This window comes from Methanobrevibacter millerae (genome assembly GCF_001477655.1).
GTDB lineage: Archaea > Methanobacteriota > Methanobacteria > Methanobacteriales > Methanobacteriaceae > Methanocatella > Methanocatella millerae_A.
In genome coordinates this window covers 343,340-361,960 of sequence record NZ_CP011266.1, presented here as the reverse complement: position 1 = coordinate 361,960, position 18,621 = coordinate 343,340, and the positions used below count along the sequence as shown (strand labels likewise).

General features: G+C 31.1%; 12 protein-coding genes and 1 pseudogene. 4 read left to right on the top strand and 9 right to left on the bottom strand.

Annotated elements, in window-relative coordinates; translation table 11 throughout:
- Positions 1-89 precede the first annotated feature (89 nt).
- Positions 90-788, top strand: coding sequence for a hypothetical protein (locus SM9_RS01280; protein ID WP_058738415.1), 699 nt, complete (start codon positions 90-92; stop codon positions 786-788).
- On the opposite strand, the gene SM9_RS01275 is transcribed toward SM9_RS01280, so the two are convergent.
- From SM9_RS01275 to SM9_RS01250, 6 genes and pseudogenes are all read right to left on the bottom strand, one after another.
- Complete coding sequence (locus tag SM9_RS01275) at positions 785-3,670, bottom strand: DEAD/DEAH box helicase (protein ID WP_058738414.1); 2,886 nt, start codon at positions 3,668-3,670, stop codon at positions 785-787. The genes SM9_RS01280 and SM9_RS01275 overlap by 4 nt on opposite strands.
- Positions 3,671-3,848: 178 nt before the next feature.
- Positions 3,849-4,232, bottom strand: a pseudogene (locus tag SM9_RS01270) ((deoxy)nucleoside triphosphate pyrophosphohydrolase); the annotation flags it as partial.
- Positions 4,229-4,423 (bottom strand): hypothetical protein, encoded by a 195-nt coding sequence (locus tag SM9_RS11845; protein ID WP_157064625.1) that lies wholly within the window; start codon positions 4,421-4,423, stop codon positions 4,229-4,231. The gene SM9_RS11845 and the pseudogene SM9_RS01270, both read right to left, overlap by 4 nt.
- Before the next feature lie 170 nt (positions 4,424-4,593).
- The gene (locus SM9_RS01260; RefSeq protein ID WP_058738412.1) at positions 4,594-6,474 is read right to left on the bottom strand and encodes a DUF2357 domain-containing protein; all 1,881 of its coding nucleotides are present in this window, start codon (positions 6,472-6,474) and stop codon (positions 4,594-4,596) included.
- Positions 6,475-6,480: 6 nt separating this feature from the next.
- Positions 6,481-8,316 (bottom strand): hypothetical protein, encoded by a 1,836-nt coding sequence (locus tag SM9_RS01255; RefSeq protein WP_058738411.1) that lies wholly within the window; start codon positions 8,314-8,316, stop codon positions 6,481-6,483.
- Between the two features lie 208 nt (positions 8,317-8,524).
- On the bottom strand, positions 8,525-8,992 hold the full coding sequence (locus SM9_RS01250) for a hypothetical protein (RefSeq protein WP_058738410.1): 468 nt from the start codon (positions 8,990-8,992) through the stop codon (positions 8,525-8,527).
- A gap of 171 nt (positions 8,993-9,163) precedes the next feature.
- On the opposite strand from SM9_RS01250, the gene SM9_RS01245 reads away from it, so the two are divergent.
- Positions 9,164-10,084: a carboxylesterase family protein gene (locus SM9_RS01245; RefSeq protein WP_058738409.1), complete on the top strand. Its 921-nt coding sequence runs from the start codon at positions 9,164-9,166 to the stop codon at positions 10,082-10,084.
- 155 nt (positions 10,085-10,239) lie between these two features.
- On the opposite strand, the gene SM9_RS01240 is transcribed toward SM9_RS01245, so the two are convergent.
- From SM9_RS01240 to SM9_RS01230, 3 genes are all read right to left on the bottom strand, one after another.
- Entirely contained in the window at positions 10,240-16,362 is a 6,123-nt protein-coding gene (locus SM9_RS01240) for an Ig-like domain-containing protein (RefSeq protein WP_058738408.1), read from the bottom strand.
- 417 nt (positions 16,363-16,779) lie between these two features.
- Positions 16,780-17,244, bottom strand: a complete 465-nt coding sequence (locus SM9_RS01235) for a hypothetical protein (protein WP_058738407.1) — start codon at positions 17,242-17,244, stop codon at positions 16,780-16,782.
- 38 nt (positions 17,245-17,282) lie between these two features.
- Positions 17,283-17,480 carry a hypothetical protein gene (locus tag SM9_RS01230; protein WP_058738406.1) on the bottom strand — a complete coding sequence of 66 codons (198 nt, stop codon included), beginning with the start codon at positions 17,478-17,480 and terminating at the stop codon, positions 17,283-17,285.
- 452 nt (positions 17,481-17,932) lie between these two features.
- Here SM9_RS01230 and SM9_RS12460 point away from each other — a divergent pair, with 452 nt between their 5' ends.
- Positions 17,933-18,058 (top strand): hypothetical protein, encoded by a 126-nt coding sequence (locus tag SM9_RS12460; RefSeq protein ID WP_269744794.1) that lies wholly within the window; start codon positions 17,933-17,935, stop codon positions 18,056-18,058.
- 353 nt (positions 18,059-18,411) lie between these two features.
- Positions 18,412-18,615: a helix-turn-helix transcriptional regulator gene (locus SM9_RS01225; protein ID WP_232299145.1), complete on the top strand. Its 204-nt coding sequence runs from the start codon at positions 18,412-18,414 to the stop codon at positions 18,613-18,615.
- The last annotated feature ends 6 nt before the right edge of the window (positions 18,616-18,621 follow it).

The following is an 18,621-nucleotide window of genomic DNA, read 5'->3' as shown; positions in this document are numbered from 1 at the left end:
TTATAAAAGTAGTCAAAAGATTATCTGAGCAATTAATTAAAATGCAAAGAAATAATATGTCAGAACTACATAATAATTAATGTGATAGGATGGGAGTCTTTGACAGATTGAAAAAACAGAAATGGCAGCATGAAGATTATGAAATTCGAATCGAAGGCCTGAAAGAAATAGACAGTGATTTGGAACTTCTAAGTAAAATCGCATTTGAAGACCCGCACTGGCAGGTCAGACTGAATGCTGCAAGACTTATACACAACAAGGACATTTTAGCCAACATTGCAATAAACGACTCATTCACTCCCATTCGCGAATACTGCATAAGCCAGATTGACGATGAAGATGTTTTATACAAACTATTTTTAAACGAAAAGGACACATCCCTTAAAGAAACAATAGCTGAAAAGATTTATGATGCCGATATCCTGAAAATGATGGACAGTATGGACAACGATGAGAAAGTTGAAAAGATAATTACCACCCGCAGGCAAAAAAAGGTCACATACATTACAGATAAAACTCTTTTAGCAGACATCGCCAAAAACGACCTCAATCCGGACATTAGAAGAACTGCAATTAACCAGATTGACGATGAAGAAACATTGTTTGATTTATATAAAGTAGAAGATAACGTATTCAACCGATGGGATATAGTTGAAAAGATTAATGATGAAAATCATTTAAAAGAAATTGCCATTAATGAAAGTGAAGCAATAGTCTATGAAAGCGCTTTTGGAAAGTTGAAAGATGAAAATGTTCAAAGAGAAATTCTTGAAGAAAGGAATAATTAGTCTTCAAAATCCTTTGTAAAATAATCATACAGCTCATCACCAACAATATTGTGAAGAGAATACTTAAAATTAACAATAGGTAGAATTTGGCCCTTATCGTTTTTAATTGTTGTCTGATGCCATTCCACAGGAGTTGCCTGCCCAATATAGTAAAAGTCACGACCCTCATCATCTGACTTTTTAACAAACATATGAATTTTTAAATCCTTATCTTTTATAATTGCCTGAGCCTCCTTGCTTTCCAGTTTGACCTTTGATCTTGTCATCCATGAAAAAGCTTCTTTTGATATGAACTCATCCTTGTATTTGGTACTTTCTGAAATGTCTTCGTTTTTATCATAGGTTACAAAAATAGGGCATGTTCCATGCTTTATTCTATATCCATACATTGTTGATGAATCGTCATGAGGCCAGTTTAATAGCCTGCATGCATCTTTTCTGGAGTATTTCTCAAAGAGCTTAAGGTTGACTCCTTCATTCTGGCCCAAATAAACATTTTCATATTTTAAAAGAGCATAATCCAAAACATCATCCAAATGCTTTCTATATGAATCATGGCTGATAAAATTTTTAAATTGGTTAGAAATTCTATTATTCTCATCAAAAAATGTTGTAATGCCATATTTTGCCTTTTCCTTATCTACAAAGAAGTCCAACTTTAAAATGTTAATAGCTGACTCGATTGATTTTAAATCATCTTCAATACCATACATTTTAAAGAGCAGATTACTGATTTTATCCACATCAAAGCAATTGTTGGCCATCAGGCATTTAAGAATCAATATTTCATGAGGCCTTTTTCCATTGGCCAGATTCTGTGAAATGAAAACAAGTGAATTGATCTCATCATCACTTAAAGTGTCCAAATAGTCATCCTCAACCTTATTTAAAAATAAATGATAACAAGGAAACTGATTATGGGCCAATATAAGTTCAGGATTGAAATCAGCATTATTGTAAAAATCACACAATAGAGGAATCTTTCCTAATTTGAACTTCAAATTATTGTATTTTTCCTTAAAAAGTGCAACTCTCGAAAAGGAAGTGTTGTTAATTGATTCATAGATTTTTTGCTTGGATACCTCATCAAAGTTAATTGAAGAAACACCAGGAATAATTTTATTTCCTTCCATTAAATAACGTCTTAACTTATCCTTATCATAAGATCTGTCACCGGACAATGCCAACGGAATCATATAATTGTTTTTATAGTTTCCGATGAAATCCAGAATTACAACAAAATCCTTGTTTTTAAACTTTCTTAAACCTCTTCCAAGCTGCTGGATGAAAATAATTGGAGATTCAGTCGGCCTTACAAGCAGAACCTGATTGATTTCAGGAATGTCAACACCCTCATTGAAAATGTCAACAGTAAAAATATATTCTAACTTGTTTGGATTATCGTCATTAGTTAATCTGTCAATTGCATCAAGCCTTTTGGCCTGTGAATCATCTCCAGTTAACACAACTGAAGGATGTCCACGCTTATTGAATTCTTGGGAAAGAAGTTTGGCTTCATCTTTTCTAGAACAGAATACCAGAGCCTTTATTCTATCACCAGAATATCCGTAAAACTCTGACTTTTCTAAAAGATAATCAACTCTTTTATTTGATGCAAGATAATTGAAATCCCTAAAATCATCGTTTATTTCCTCATCATCAAATTTTACGTCATGAATACCGAAATAATGGAATGGACATAACAAATCCTCTTCCAATGCTTCCTGAAGTCTGATTTCATGAGCAATATTGTGATCAAAGAGTTCATAAATATCAAAACCGTCAGTACGCTCCGGTGAAGCAGTCATACCCAAATAGAATTTAGGCTTGAAATACTCAAAAATCTTTTGATAGCTTAAAGCACCGGCTTTGTGAACCTCATCAATAATAATATAGTCAAATTCATCTTTTTCAAATTTGGTGTAAATGTCATCTTTCGATAAAGTCTGAATCGTTGCAAAAATATAGTCTGCATTGAAGTCTTTTTTATTACCTGTCAAAAGCCCAAAGGTTTTATCTTTGATAACGTTTTTATAGGCATTAATTGACTGCTTTGCGATTTGTTCACGATGAACAATGAATAAAAATCGTTTAGGATTGAAATCCTTAACTGCAAAAGCAGAAGCATAGGTCTTACCTGTACCTGTTGCTGAAACAAGAATGGCTCTTTTTTCATCTGATTTGATAAGATTTCTGATGTTTGTTAAAAACTGCTCCTGCATGGAGTTTGGAACCAGATCAGTGATGTTCTTTTTCTTTAATTCTTCGGTGGTTTTTCTAAGCTGCTTAAAGTTCAGATTGTCATTGTATAATTTTTCATAAGCAGGAAGGATATCTGAAAGCTCTTTTGATTTGTCCCACAACTGGTTGAATTCATTTAATAAATTGTTGATGATTTCTCCATCTTTGGTTGTAGTAAAACCGACATTCCATTCCTTGTTTTTAACTAAAGCGGCTTCGGTTAAGTTGGAACTTCCCACAATAGCTGAATAGTTATCTCCCTTTTTAAAGATATATCCCTTAGTGTGAAAACCCTCACTTTCAGTAGTAAACATCTTCACTTCAATGTTTTTAAAGCTTTGAAGTTTTTCTAAAGCCTTAGGTTCTGTGAAATTAAGATAATCAGTTGTTAAGATTTTTCCTTTAATGTTTCTAGATTCAAGGTTTTTAAATTCCTCCAAAAGAGGTACAATTCCCCCTAAAGTAATAAAAGCAGTTGAAATAATAAATTCATCACAATTTCTAAGGTTATCTATCAGTTCATTTCTTACCTTAGTGTTTGGGGAATTGAAAAGCAGTTTAGGCTTAAAATCAGGACTGGATGAAATATGCTCATCAATGAACGCAGTTCTAGCCCCGTTTAAAATATCCTCATTAATCATTTTTATCAACAATAATCATGTTTGAGATTTCAATGCTTCTGATTTCTGCATAAATCATTTGCCTTTCAAACTTGTCTTCAGTCTTGTCATAAAGCTCCTTTAGCTTATCCAAATCATAGTTACACTTCTGCATCTCTTCATCAATTCTTTTCATCTTTTCCATGATTTCGCTTTCAAACATGGTCTCCTTTAAATAGCTCACAGCATCCAAGTCTGCAGGAATCCAGTTAACAGAGTCCAAATCATGTTTGGTTAGCCATTTGGCATCATTATGTTCAATAAGCTCTGGAGTTCCGCTTTTGATTGTACAGTCAAAACAGCTCATTTTCAGATAAAAAGTAGGGTATTGATACTCAATGTCCAAAGCGAAGTTTTTGATATCAATTTCAATGTTCAGCTCCTCTTTGATTTCCCTTTTAAGAGCTTCCTCTTTGCTTTCTCCATCTTCGATTTTGCCTCCGGGAAACTCCCACTGGTTGATGAACTCACCATAGCCCCTTTTGGTGGCCAGGATTTTATCGTCTTTGTGAATAATAGCTGCAACAACATTTAAAGTTTTCAATTTAATTCCTCTATTTTAATGAATCGGCGAAATCTGCCTTCGATTTCTATCTGTTTACTGGTTTTGAATAAATTATCCAGTTCGTTAATAAAATTAATATCTTCATTTTTTATATTGTTTCTGTCAATTGAATCCAAATCATCTTTTGTTAAAAGAATGTTGAATTCATCATGCAAAAAATCTTTATCCAAGTCAAACTCCATCAATCTATCTAAAAAGGGATAAAATAAGTTAACATTATAATTAGTTTTATAAAAAGTGGATAGATTGTTATTTATGGTTGAAATGGATATATTGCACAACATTTAATTAAAACCTCTAATTAAATATTATGCAGCTGACGTTATAAAGTTGATGATAATTAATTAGAACTTACCCATTCTTTAATTATTAATCCATCTTGGAACAATAATGTTTCAATAACTATTTTAATAAATTTAGTTAGGTTATCTTCTTCAATTTCAGTATTTCCAGGAGTTAATGAAAATGCTCCAACAGAAGGAATTACCAAATCTTCCTGCAAGAAATATTGTGATTTGGTTCCAGGATATAATACATAAGCACCGGAACTTAGTAATATTGAATCCTTGTATGTATGCATTTTATAAATGTCAGCATCTTTAAAAACATATTCTTTTTCTTCAAGAGCATCTCTTTTATCAATTTCTTTTTCAATTTCAGAATTGGATTTTTCACCTATTTTTTCATAAAAATCAATGATTTCCAATTCAGAGCGATATTTTGCATCAAAATGAATAAAATGTTGCTTTACTGGAGTGGTAATTAACAATGTATAATCTGGTTTAAAAGCAAGAGAATATGACCTATAATCGGATTTATCTGAAAATGTTAAATTATAGAACAATTCTATATTAACTTCATGTCCACGAACATTTAATTTGAATTTTTTAGATGAACGTTTACCTTTGATAACATTAACTTTCCAATTAGTTTTATTTACTTCAAAAACATCTTCAAAATTAATCTTAGTAATACTTAAATCATTTAAAACTTTTAAAATTTCAAAATAACACCAATATTCATATAATTCTGACAGTCTCTTTTCAAATCCTTTAAATTTATTATTCAATTCATCCCAACTTAATCTAAATGAAAATTCAAGCATTAAGAAATATTGGAAAATGTCTCTATACCCTTCTTTTTTCTGCAATACCTGAGAATTAAACGGTACATATTCCATTGTTGAGATTTGATTAAAAAATTTATAAGACAAGTAATAACTAACTTCTTCATTGAAATATTTTAATTTATCCTGAATATAACCTTTTTTAGAACTAAACAATAATTTTTGAACTAAATTTTGAAGCATTTTCAAAAAATATTTTAAAAATTGATTTTCAGGAGTGTCAATTGAATCTTCATGTTTAGTCTGATTAATTGTATACGGCAAGTAACCATTTAACTTTTCAGCCATTTTGATTGGAGAATCTATTTTAAATAGTTTATTTGGTCTTGAAACGATATTGTTTAAAGAAGATGAATTTAAATTATTGGCTAAAGAAATAGGAATACTTTCATCATGATTTATCAATTGAGAATGTAAGTTTTTTGATAAATACTCAAAAACCGAAGGTAAATTATCTTGTCTAAACAAATATTCTAAAAACATGAAATCTTCATAATAAGTTAATTTTTCGCTATCAGTCAATTCAAATTCTTGATATAATGGTGAATTAACTTCAAAAATTAAACTTAATGCATGTTGTGATAAATCAGCAATCATTGCCGAATATTGATTAAAATAATCAATTTTTTTAGACCTGACCTCAATAGGTATTGGAATTGATTTCAGATTACCTTTTTTAACATCTAAAAATGATTTACCTACATAACTTCTAAAGTTTAATGTTCCTGCAAGTTTAAATTTATTATCATTACCTAAATCAAATCTAAACTTTTTAAAATGACTTTTATTAATTTTATTCAAGGAATATAAAACATCATAAGTAGCATTAATATCATCGGATTCGAATAAAACTTGATATTCTGTTTCTTCCAAAAGCATCAAATGTGCAAATTGAGAAGATTCTTTATTATAATATTGAATAGGAGTTAAATTATCCGCTTCATCAACCAAATCAATATTTTCCAAGACCATTGAATCAGATATTTGATAGAATGATCCATAATCATTCCTATAATCAATAGAACTAACAGTTAAAGTCCCAATATCATTTGAAAACTCATCTTTTAAATGAATAATAACCTTTTGTTCAATCATTGAAATCTAATTAATAAATGAAACATATCTTTGATCAGACAATACTTTAGCCATGTTTTGAAGCTTTAAAGCTGAAGTATAATATTTACAATTATTTTCAGATAAATCAAATAATTTTGCTTGTTCATTATTATCTGAATTAATCAAACATGAGTTAAATAAATCATTCAATACATTACCAATAGCTTTTTGAGATCCATGAAGTTTAGGAAGTATTTTTTGCTTAATTTGAGCATCAAAATATCTCTGCCAATTATCCCAATTATCTGGCGAATTTTCATATCTCCAGGCAACAACCATAAACCTTAAAATTTCATTAATGACCCTAAATCCAAAATCAAAGCCAGCAGGTTTAAGTTTTGATTGGAAAGAATTGAGCTCATTTGTTAAGACTTGCAATAAATTTCCACCAGTGCATGAAATTTCAGATAAAATTTCTTTTAAATCAACAATGTTTAAATTTGAAATATCTGAATCAATTAATGGAGACTGAAGATAATTAATATCTCCCTTAAAATCATCATTATCCAAATTCAAATTAATATAATCTGATACAGACAATGTATCAAATTCTATAGTATTAGCCCTATCCAAAACTTTTGGAGAGAACATGTATGTTGTCTCATCAACATTAACTGTACCAATTATGAATAAATTATCTGGAAGTGTTAATTTTAGTTGTGAGCCACCATATAAAGGAATTGATTCTTTACTTTCAATAGCTGATAAAAAATCAGAAAAATAACGTTCAACATGAGACAAATTCATTTCATCAAGAATTAAGAAATATGAATTATAATTATCAGAACTCGCTTCATAAATTAAGTCATAAGCAGGAGTTGTTTGATATTTTTCAGTGATAGCATTAAAATAACCCAAAATATTAGAATTATCTGTCCAATTAGCACCTACCGGAATAATTGCATATTTAGGAGTTATAGGATTACTAGAAATTAACTCATTTGTTTCTTTTAAATTATCTTCATTATTATCAAATTTTTGTTCAAAATTATCAAAATCAAATTTATCAATTTTAAGCTCTATATTAACAATCTTCCCATGATTTTTTTGAAGATAATTCTGCAATTCATCATTTGGACTAAATGATAATTTAGGAACAATCCTAAATTTTGCTTTAGATTTAATGTCATTTACATCAACATTACATTCAAAATAGCCATTATGGAAAGGAAGATATTTAAAAATATCTTTATTCATCATCCATTGTCTTTCATTGTAAGAAGATTTATTTGACTTTTGAGTGATAATAATTGACCCATTTGGCTCCAAATAATCATCAGAAATAAAATTACGCAAAGATTCACAATCTATTTTTAAATCAACTACTTGAGAATCGTCATCTTCATATAACTCTTTAAAATAATTTTGAATTTCATTACTTTCATAATACAATTGAAAGCCTAAATTAATTGATCCAATTGCAGAAATTCCATCAACAATCATATTAAACTTTGTTTCACATTCCCTAATTGGTAAAATATTTTTAAAATCATCTTTACCCAAAGTCCAACCTTTATTTTTCCAAGAAGAATAATTAGTTTTGGCTTTAACAACAACAAATTCATCCGAAATTGTATCAGAACGATCATCACTTTCAAAAATATCTAATGAATCATCATTTAAATCACCAAAAGAAGATATATACTTAGCAAATAATTGGGACAATTTTGTTTTACCTGTTCCCGAATTACCTGTAAAAATCACAAAAGGTTTAACTTTTAATGATAAAAGATAATTTTCTATTAATTCTTTATTAAAATAATACCCATTATTAATAAGATAATTATAAAATGAAATTCCTTTTGATTTTGTTTCTACCATACTAAAACCCAACATAATAATAAAACACGTTAAAAATACAATGTCTTTAATACAATATATATACATACACATATTAAAAAATAACGATCGTTTAAAAAAAATCAATTATTATTCTAATGAATAACAAATTAAATTTAAATTAGGAAATAGAATATCATGAAAATTAAAATATAATCAAAAAAATAAAATAGCTTGGAAAAACTCCAAACTAATAAAATTTAAATGAATCAACCATCATAGAGGTCAGATTATAATCACCCGTACTAATCATAACATATCTCTGATTATCCTGGTCTTTCAATATGGAGAAATATCTGACTTCCCCTTTATGAATACCAATATTGGCCGTGGTCTTATAGATGGTATGGCCTTTTGCTGAATCATTAACTCTATCTGCTTCTGAAATTGTTATATCAACAGCGGAACTACTTGATGTTGTAGTTACTTGAGCAATCGTATCATTTCCCACATAATTGTTTTGAACACTGTTGCTTGATTCATTTAATGTAAAATTGGTCACATTTGTTGTATTGAAAGTTCCCAATCCCTCAATTGTATTGTTATAAACAACAGGTCCCTTTTCAGAGCTTAAGTTCACAAAACTGCTTGCAACAACTGCAATTAATGCAATGATTACAATAGCCAGAACAATAATTATTATATTTTTCTTGTCCATAATTTCACCATTAACTAATATTGTGTTTAACATATTATTAAAAATTATCATAAAGCCGGTGAGGCTCAAGGATTTACCAGAAATTGAATTGGATAACCTAAACATTTTTGCTTTTTAGGATATGTCCTACCAACATCAAAATATTTATCCAATAAATCATTTAATAATATCATGAACATAAAAAAGATAATATTAATATCAGCAATTCTCATTCTGGCATGTCTGATAATTGGTGCTGCATACAGTATTGACAGCAGTTCAGATGTTGACGGAATTTTAAAGAATGTGGAAGACAAATTTGAGCAGAAGACATTTAATGATTCAAAAACCGGCCTGGAAATACCATACAACATTTACCTGCCGGACAATTATGACAAAAACAAAAATTATCCCCTAGTGGTTTTTATTGCGGATTCAAGCCTTGTTGGAAAGGGTGAGAAAGCCTCACTTGAACAGGGATTGGGAGGTATAATCTGGGCAAACGATTCAAAAAACAGCAAGGAGGAATGTATTGTACTGGTTCCGACATATTCGGATGTAATCATTGATGATATGCAGGGAAATGAAAAAAGCGAATACTTGAATGCGACAAAGAATTTGATTGATAACGTCTCAACCAGCTACAGCATCGATGCAAACAGAATTTATGGTACCGGCCAGTCCATGGGAGGAATGACAATCCTGTATCTGGCAAGCCAATATCCTGATTTATTTGCGGCCGAAATGTTTGTTTCATGCCAATGGGACATTAATGAATTAAGCAATCTGGATTCACAAAAATTCTTTTATATAGTGTCTGAAGGAGATCAAAAAGCATCTACAGGTCAAAAAGAAGTTAAACAGATGCTTGACAATAAAAGTGTCAAATATGAAGTTTTAGAAGGCATTGATGCACAATCAGGTGACAATGACAATAAAATCAATGAGATGATTGGCAAAAACAGCAACATCAATTTCATATCATTTAAGCAGGGCACTGTAACCGGAAACTCAACAGACAACAAAATGGGTGCAGGAGAACATATGGCATCATTTGACTATGCATATAATCTCGAGCCCGTACGGGATTGGCTTTTTAAACAGCACAAATAAAAAAAAAGTCGATTGAAAACAAAAGCATTACCTAAACCATCACCTGAAATTAATTTTAAGGGCTTTATCAATGATTTAGTTTTTTAATATAAAAATATATTATGCCTATGATTATTTAATTTAAAAAAATAAGAAAAATAATGAATATGGATTCATTATTTATTGATTTTAATTGTATTTGAAATCATTGCACCATCATAAATTGATGTTATAATGTATTCACCAGGCATCAGGTTAATATTGAGCTTGGCTTCGCCATTTACATCAGTTATGCGATTATAGAAAACTCCGTTAATGTTAAAAGTAACATTGCTGCCTGCAAGAGGTCTGCCTTTACCGTCAAGCAATTTTGCTATAAATTTGGATCCGTCCTTGTAGGTCATCTCCATATTATCTGCAGTTAAAACAGGCAGGACTTCAATCTCATTGCTTTCAGCACAATCGCCGTAATAGCTGGTAATGATGTATTTACCTGGCGCCAAGTTAATGTTCAGCTTCGCATGTCCTGTCTGATTTGTGGATCTTGTGTAAAATACTCCGTTGATGTTGAAAGTCACATTCTCGCCACTACCTGTAGGATTTCCATAATCATCAATTACACGAACTATAAACTGGGAGTCATTTTTATAGTATTTTGTTAGGTCTGAAGATTCAATTTTACTTAAAACCACAATTTTATTTGATTTTGTCTCACCAGTTTTAGGATTTCTTGCAGTAAGGATATACTCGCCTGATTCGAGATTGATGTTCAATTTCGCAACTCCGTGTTCGTTGGTAATTCTCTCATAGAATATGCCGTTTATGTTAAAGGAAACAGACGTATTTTTTAACAAGTTACCCTCTGCATCAGTGAATGATGCATAATATTGAGTCTTATTTCTAAATACTTTAACAACATCTTCTGCATGTATAGTCGCCAGTATCAATACATCAACTTCTTTCATGAAATTATACTCCTCAACATTGACAATGGCAGTATAGTTTCCGCTGTTCAAGTTAACTGCAATTGAAGCGATTCCCTCTTCATTGGTAGTTCTGTTGTATGTGATGCCATTGATTGTGATTGATACAGATTTGCCTGAAATTCCTATCGAATGATTGGTTATGATAACATGGAGTCTTTCAGGCCCGGAATAGTACTTAATAACATTTTCAGTGCTTATTCTAATCAGGTCACCATCTTTTACATAAATGTTTGAAGTAGTGTTGGCAGGAGAGTATCTCTCATCACCAAGATATGAAATCATCACAGAATAATTTCCCGAATCCAAATCTGAAATGATAATATTGTCATTTACATCAAAGAGATATGTTTTGCCGTTAACTTTCACATTAACTATTCCTGTAATATCGTCCTTGCTTGTTATTTTAATTATTGCATCGAATCCCGGAAGAATTTCAATGTCTGCTGCTGTAATTTCCGGTGTAATTTTATAAACATTGAATACTGCGATGTCTGATGATTCAAGATAGTTGTCGTCGCCGTTTAAAATAGCTAAAACAGTATAGCTGCCATAGATTAATCCCTCTTTAATGATTACCTGATTATCGCTAACCACATATTTTTCACCATTTATGTATAAATCAACAGTTCCTGTGGAGTTAACTGGAGATAATTCTATTACAATTTCATCATCCACATAATAACTCCCATTTAAGCTAATTGTAATTGAAGATGGAGCTTTATTGACAAAATAATTTGCAGTTAATGATTTGCCGACATATTTGTCGTCTCCACTGTATTTGACGTTAACATATTTATTTCCTGCAGTTAATTCATTATTTAATGTTATTGTTTTATTGATTGCATAGATTTTTCCGTTAATTGTCAAATTGCCTCGGGCATCGTGAGGTAAACTTATATTTAGGACGGAATTGTCTCCTACAGTGGTGTCTGATGCAATAACTTCAAATATATAGTCGTTTATTTTTATTACTTCGAATTCTGCAGTATTGGTTGATCCATAGTAGTTTGAATCATTATTTAGTTTGGCATTAATGACGTATTTGCCATATTTCAATCCGTCTTTTATTAAAACCTGATTGTTAACGACAGTGTATTCTGTACTGTTGATTGAAAGATCAACTGTTCCTGTTGAGTTAATTGCTGTTAATATAATTAATATATCATCGCCAACTAAGTAAATGTCGTTAATGTCAATGTTAATTGCTGAAGAGCCTTTATCAACTGCATAATTGACAATTATTGATTTGGCGGCATATTTGTCGTCCCCACTGTATGTGACGTTAACTGATTTGTGGCCTGCTGTCAATTCCAAATCCAGGGAAATTGTTTTATTAATTGCATAGGTTTTGCTGTTTATTATCAGATTACCTTTGGCGTCATTAGGCAGGTTTATATTTAGAACTGATTTATCTCCCACAACAGTGTCTGTTGCATTCGCTTGGAAAATATAGTCATTAACTTTCTTCACTTCAAATATGGTGCTGTTAGCAGATTCAAGATGGTTTGAATCAGCATTTAGTTTAACATTAACGTTATATTCCCCATATGACAATCCTCCGTTTATTAAAACCTGATTGTTAACTACAACATAATTTTTGCCGTTTATTGAAAGATCAATTGTTCCTGTTGAGTTAACTGGAGTTAATGAAATTAAAATATCCTCCCCAACAAGATAAACATCTTTCAAATCTATTTTAATTAATGAAGATGCCGTATAAATTTCAAATGTGTCTGCAGATGTGTTTGACAGATATTTAACGTTTCCGCTGTATACAGCATAAATTGCGTAATTTCCTACTGGGAGATTGGAAATGGTATAATTAAATACATCGGGGCGGGAATCATTTAATTGGATTATATAGCTTTCATTTCCAATATATAGGGTAATATTTCCGGATGCCTTGCCTGGAAGTGTGATTTCGACTGAGAGATTTTGACCATAACATGCATCACAGGCAGTGATTTTAAATGGGGATAAATTCCTTATGGAAACATTGGCCTTAATTATTTCAACATTGTCCAAGCCGACAAATTCCGCATCTATTAAATAGTCTCCAGCATCATTGAATGCTTTTTCCACCCACCATATTCCATTCGTGTATTGCGCTTCGATTTTTGATGAGTCAGGCAGGATGAAATAAAGTTTTCCATTTATTAGATTGTTGTTTATATTCGATTTTGCAGTTATATTGATACTTCTTTCAGTTGATGTAAAGTTAGATATTTCAACATAATAGGCCAAATCTCTGATAACTTTGAACTGTGTGCTGTTTGATACTTTGGAATATGATCCATTGCCATCATAATATGCCACTACGTTATATATACCTTCTTCAAGTCCCTCCAGTATCAATGTACCATCAGTCACTAAGTATTCTTTAGTGTTTACATAAACTGTGATTTTTTCGTCTTTTTTGCCGTTGACTGTGATATTGATAATTTCTTTTTGTGAGTCTGTAATATCTGAAACGTTAATATCCATGATGGAATCCAGAAGGATTTTTTCATAGCTTTCATTGGCTGTACTTGGATAATAATTGAGATTTCCGTTGAATAATACAGTTATATTGTATTTTCCAAAGTCCAGTTTGGTCAAATCCATAGCGGCAGTATTGTTTGATATGGATATGCTTTCAGTTGTTATGATTCCGCTTTCATTTGAAACTGTGAATGTTATGTGTCCTGAAATCTTATCGCCTGAGACTGTGCTGATTTTTGCATTTGCAGTATCATTGTCAATTTCTAGTTTCATAACTGTTTGAATGCCGTCAGTTTCAAATTTTTCAGTTTTTTCAATTGCACGATAATATGAATCATCGTTGTGGCGGGCAGTTACTGTCATGTTTCCTGCAACAACATTCAAAGCCACCTTACCGTTTGCATCAGTGACTTTTGTTGTGTTCAATATTAATATGTCATTGTCATAAACAGTTATACTTATATTCTGACCTTTTTCAAGATTGCTTCTTTGGGTCTTAACTGGACTGTTTCCTGTGTTCATTAGTCCATATTCGCCCCAGTAGGTCACATTTGTACATGTAAGCGCATCTGCGTTATAAGAATAGATTGCGTTAATCATGTTGTCATTTCCCTGAAATTCGATTTCAATGTTGAATCCTGTCTTTGTTATTATTATCATGTATGAATTGGCCCGATTGTTTAGAAGAACAGAATTTGAAAGTGTGCAATCAACAGATTTAAGATATATTGCAGATCCAATTGCTGCAGCATTGTATTCGAATAGGGAATTGTCAATATCAAATTTGTTTTCACTATAAATTGCACCGCCGTATCCTGATGCGGAATTTCCAATAAAATTGGAGTAAGTGACAGTGCCTGTACCGTAAAGTGATACTGCACCCCCATGCCCGGATGCAGTGTTGGATGTGAATGTACATTTTTCTATATTCACATTAGATGAGGATGCTGCAAAAATAGCTCCCCCATCATGAAATATGTATATTGCATCGCTAGCATATTTTGCTATATTTTCAGTGAAATTGCTGTTTTTAATATTTGTTTTTGCGTTTGTATAAATTGCTCCTCCGTTTACTGCCCTGTTCAATGTGAATATACATTTATTAACTTCAACGTACGATGATGACTGGTCAAAGTAGACTGCACCCCCGTTTCTTGCAGAATTATTTTTAAATTCGGAATTTTCAATGTTTCCGTCTGCTATAAAATATATTGCTCCCCCTTTTTCTGATGCAGAATTATTTGTGAAATATGAATCATAGACTTTGCCTCGCATGTTGAAATATACTGTACCCAGCTTTTTTGCAGTATTTTCAATAAAAATACACTTTTCAACAGTTCCTGAAGGTTCTGGAACAGGTTCAACTGTAGCTTCATCATCACCCAAAATGCTTTTTTCATATTTTTTAGTTGCATGTACAGCATGAAAAGAATCTGAATCGGATGAGGCAATATCGTCATCGGTATCTTCAATCAAAATTGAACTATCATAACCCAGAAAAAATGCTGCGCCGTAATTTGCTGTATTATTTTTGAATTCACTATTTTTAACAGTCCCATCTGCAGAAATATAAAAAGCACCGCCGACCTGAGCTTTATTTGATGTGAAATAAGATTTTTCAATAGTGTTTGATTGGACAAGGTATAATGCGCCACCATAATGTTTAGCCTCATTTTCCGTGAAATAATTGTTGTTCATGGTTGCAAATTTATTGAAATATATTGCTCCACCATTTGTTGCAGTGTTTGCTGTTAAATTACAGTCATTAACATTACCATTTCCTTCAAAATACATTGCTCCACCGTTTGTTGCGGAGTTTACAGTGAAATTACATAGATTTATTATTCCTTCGCCTCTAAAATAAATTGCTCCACCGTTTGTTGCAGAGTTTGCAGTGAAATTACATAGATTTACTTTTCCCATATAATAGAAATAGGCCACTCCTCCCGCACTGGCTTTATTTTCTGTGAAATTACACTTATTTAGGGTAGCTTCTTCAATAAAATAGACTGCTCCCCCATATGTAGCTGAATTATTTATAAAATTGCATCCTGACAGTTCTCCTCCATTACGGGAATAAACTGTGCCACCCCTATCTGCAGAATTGTCAGTGAAATTAGATTCCTCTATCAGCACATATCCGTATTCATTAATTGCACCACCTTGGGAAGCTGCTGAATTATGATCAAAAGTAGAATTTTTCACATGGCCATATTCACCAAAATAAATGGCACCACCAGATGTGGCTTTGTTGTCTGTAAATATGCAATCTTCAACGATGCCTGAACTATAAAAGTATGCTGCACCACCATAACCAATGGACGCTTGGTTTTGTGTAAAGTTGGATCTTTTTATAGTTCCTGTATTTTCAAAGAAAACTGCGCCGGCAGCATCAGCAGTATTGCTGATGAAATTACAGTCAACTACAGTGCCTGAAGAGTTAAAATAAATGGCAGAACCATAATAGGTTGAATGGGCATTTTTAAAAGTCATGTTTTTAATTATCACACCGTCACAATATACTTTAAAGACGCAAACATCCCAGGAACCGACCATGTCAATGACAGCTCCTTTTCCATCAATTGTTCCGGGATTAGTAATTTCTATAGTTGTGCCTGAATCGAATTTATATGATGAGTGTGACAGATTTATATCTCCTCCAGAGGAGATTTCATTTTTAAGTTGAGAAAAAGTGCTTTCATCATTTGGAACACTAATGTGCTCTTCATTATCCAGTTTCAAAGTTTGAGTTTCATTGCCCTCGGTAGCATATGCCGACCCCAAAAGCAGAAACAATACGAGAAGTACTGATACTGCAAAAATCTTTTTCATTTTTATCCGCACCTAAAAAAATTATACAAATTTATATTATTAACAAATTTTTTAAAACAGTTATTGATATTTTAATTTATATAGTATATAAATATAACTAGAATTATAATTATATTAAATGAATTAAAATATAACAATGATATAAATATGTAATATCCAAATTTTTTTGTTCAAATTGGATATTAACCAGTGTATGGTACTATATAATGGAAGGAATCAATGTGGTTATCTCTTTCGTTTGTTAAGTTCAAGTGTTTGATGCCCAGTTTTGCATGAGGTTTTATAGTTTTCTTTGGTTTTTTCTTTTTTAGAGGATTTAGTTTTTATGAAATAAAAGGAAAAATAAATAAAAAAAGCTATTTGAAAACATTCGATTAATATTTAAAAATAAAAAAAATAGCTTGGATAAAATCCAAACTAAGCAAATTTGAATGTATCTGCCATAATAGAAGTTAGATTATAATCAGGAGTGCTGATTATAACAAATTTATTGTTATCTGTCAATACTGACAAGTATCTTGTTTCACCTTTATGAGGTCCGTCAGTAAGAGTATCCTTATAGATTGCATGTGCCTTGACGGTTTCATTAAGTCTGGATGCACCGGAAGTTGTTGCATTAACCAGATTGGTATCATTTGTTACGGAAAGCTTTGTGAGATTATCATTTGCCACATAATCGGTTGAAATATTGTTTGTGGTTGAATTGTCCATTGTGAAGTTAGTTACACCGGTTGAATTGAATGTTCCCACATCCTTGATTGAATTAGCATATACTGTAGGATCATTTGTATGATTATCTTTCAGGAATCCCATTGAATATAATCCAACTATCGCAATAACAATAATGATTATGACAATAATTATAATATTCCTTTTTTTCATATTATCCTCCAAGTTGTTTGTTAAGTATTACTTTATAATTAATATAATAAATAATTTAATCCACTTTTTCCATTCCTTCTTCCATTATTTTTTGAGTTTCTTTTGGAAATATTTGTTTCATTTCTTCCATTGCGGTTATTGATATCTATCTTCTCCAGTTCATCCTCATCAGATATGAATTTTTCCATAAATGCTTTTTGAAAAACTTTAATTTCATAAATCTCTTCATTACTCAAACCTTTAACGTGATTGGTTAATTCACAATTTTTAAAAGCAATTCAGAGTGGACAAATCGGATTTCATAAATAAAGCCACAGTCAGGTAGGTGATTTCAATATACAAAATCAAGAAATTGCTTGTTGTTGTTAGTGATTTCCAGTGTTGCTTAGTATGGTTTTGTCATGTCATGGCGAACATGCAGCTATTTTAGCATAGGCACTGGAAATGTGTCTGTTAGTCGCTTGAAACTGCGATCTTTAAAATGTTCTGTCATTGCAAATGCCTCTTTAATGTTATTAACAAGTGAATATTTAATTTAATCGTTGTAAATTATTTGTTTTTAATTTAAACAATAAAACTTTCTTAAATCAATAATCAAGCCAATCAGTAATATTTTCATAATTTAGAATCAGATAACTTTATATATATTTTTAGACATACCTAAATAATATAACGGGAGATGATATCTATGGATAATATCGTAGAAGCAAGAAATAATATGCATGCACGTAATGCGAAAAAGGAAAGAGACAAAAAATCCAAAGTCAAAAAAGTTAAAAACTTCTTTTTCGGATGCTGCAAAGACAAAACCTAAATGATTTTTTAAATGAAGATTATGAATAGCTCTTTTTTAATAATTTCATAATTTTCAAAATATTATATTTTTTTTAAACCTCACCAAAAATACATTAATGTAAGAAAAATTCTCTCCAGACAAGATGAACGAATGGATTTGCATAATAGCTGAAAAATAAACAAAAGATAATTTCAAATTAAAAAAGTGCCAACTTCAATATCATTATGTAAAATAAATCATCCATTTTTCTTTTTTTAATCAAATAGTAAATGAAAGAAATCTATTTACCATTAAAATATCAAGATAGATTTACATCTAACTAAAACTATATTTATGAGCTTTTAAAAAATAATAACAATAAAATATTTGGTATGAAAATGAAAAACAACATTAAAGTTTTGAGAAAATCAAATGGATTTACCCAAGAGGAATTGGCAAAAAGAGTTGGAATTTCACGTCAGGCCATAAATGCTATAGAAAATGACCGCATGAGCCCAAATTTAATACATGCATTTAAAATAACCAAATCTCTAAACCAAAAATATGTCGAAGATGTCTTCACCTATGAAGAATAAATTAAC

What these genes read in the sequence shown, in the direction of transcription:
- SM9_RS01280 (WP_058738415.1), top strand. Translation starts at nt 90, where the DNA reads ATGGGAGTCTTTGACAGATTGAAAAAACAGAAATGGCAGCATGAAGAT.
- SM9_RS01275 (WP_058738414.1), bottom strand. Translation starts at nt 3,670, where the DNA reads ATGATTAATGAGGATATTTTAAACGGGGCTAGAACTGCGTTCATTGAT.
- SM9_RS01260 (WP_058738412.1), bottom strand. Translation starts at nt 6,474, where the DNA reads ATGATTGAACAAAAGGTTATTATTCATTTAAAAGATGAGTTTTCAAAT.
- SM9_RS01255 (WP_058738411.1), bottom strand. Translation starts at nt 8,316, where the DNA reads ATGGTAGAAACAAAATCAAAAGGAATTTCATTTTATAATTATCTTATT.
- SM9_RS01250 (WP_058738410.1), bottom strand. Translation starts at nt 8,992, where the DNA reads ATGGACAAGAAAAATATAATAATTATTGTTCTGGCTATTGTAATCATT.
- SM9_RS01245 (WP_058738409.1), top strand. Translation starts at nt 9,164, where the DNA reads ATGAACATAAAAAAGATAATATTAATATCAGCAATTCTCATTCTGGCA.
- SM9_RS01240 (WP_058738408.1), bottom strand. Translation starts at nt 16,362, where the DNA reads ATGAAAAAGATTTTTGCAGTATCAGTACTTCTCGTATTGTTTCTGCTT.
- SM9_RS01235 (WP_058738407.1), bottom strand. Translation starts at nt 17,244, where the DNA reads ATGAAAAAAAGGAATATTATAATTATTGTCATAATCATTATTGTTATT.
- SM9_RS12460 (WP_269744794.1), top strand. Translation starts at nt 17,933, where the DNA reads ATGGATAATATCGTAGAAGCAAGAAATAATATGCATGCACGTAATGCG.
- SM9_RS01225 (WP_232299145.1), top strand. Translation starts at nt 18,412, where the DNA reads ATGAAAATGAAAAACAACATTAAAGTTTTGAGAAAATCAAATGGATTT.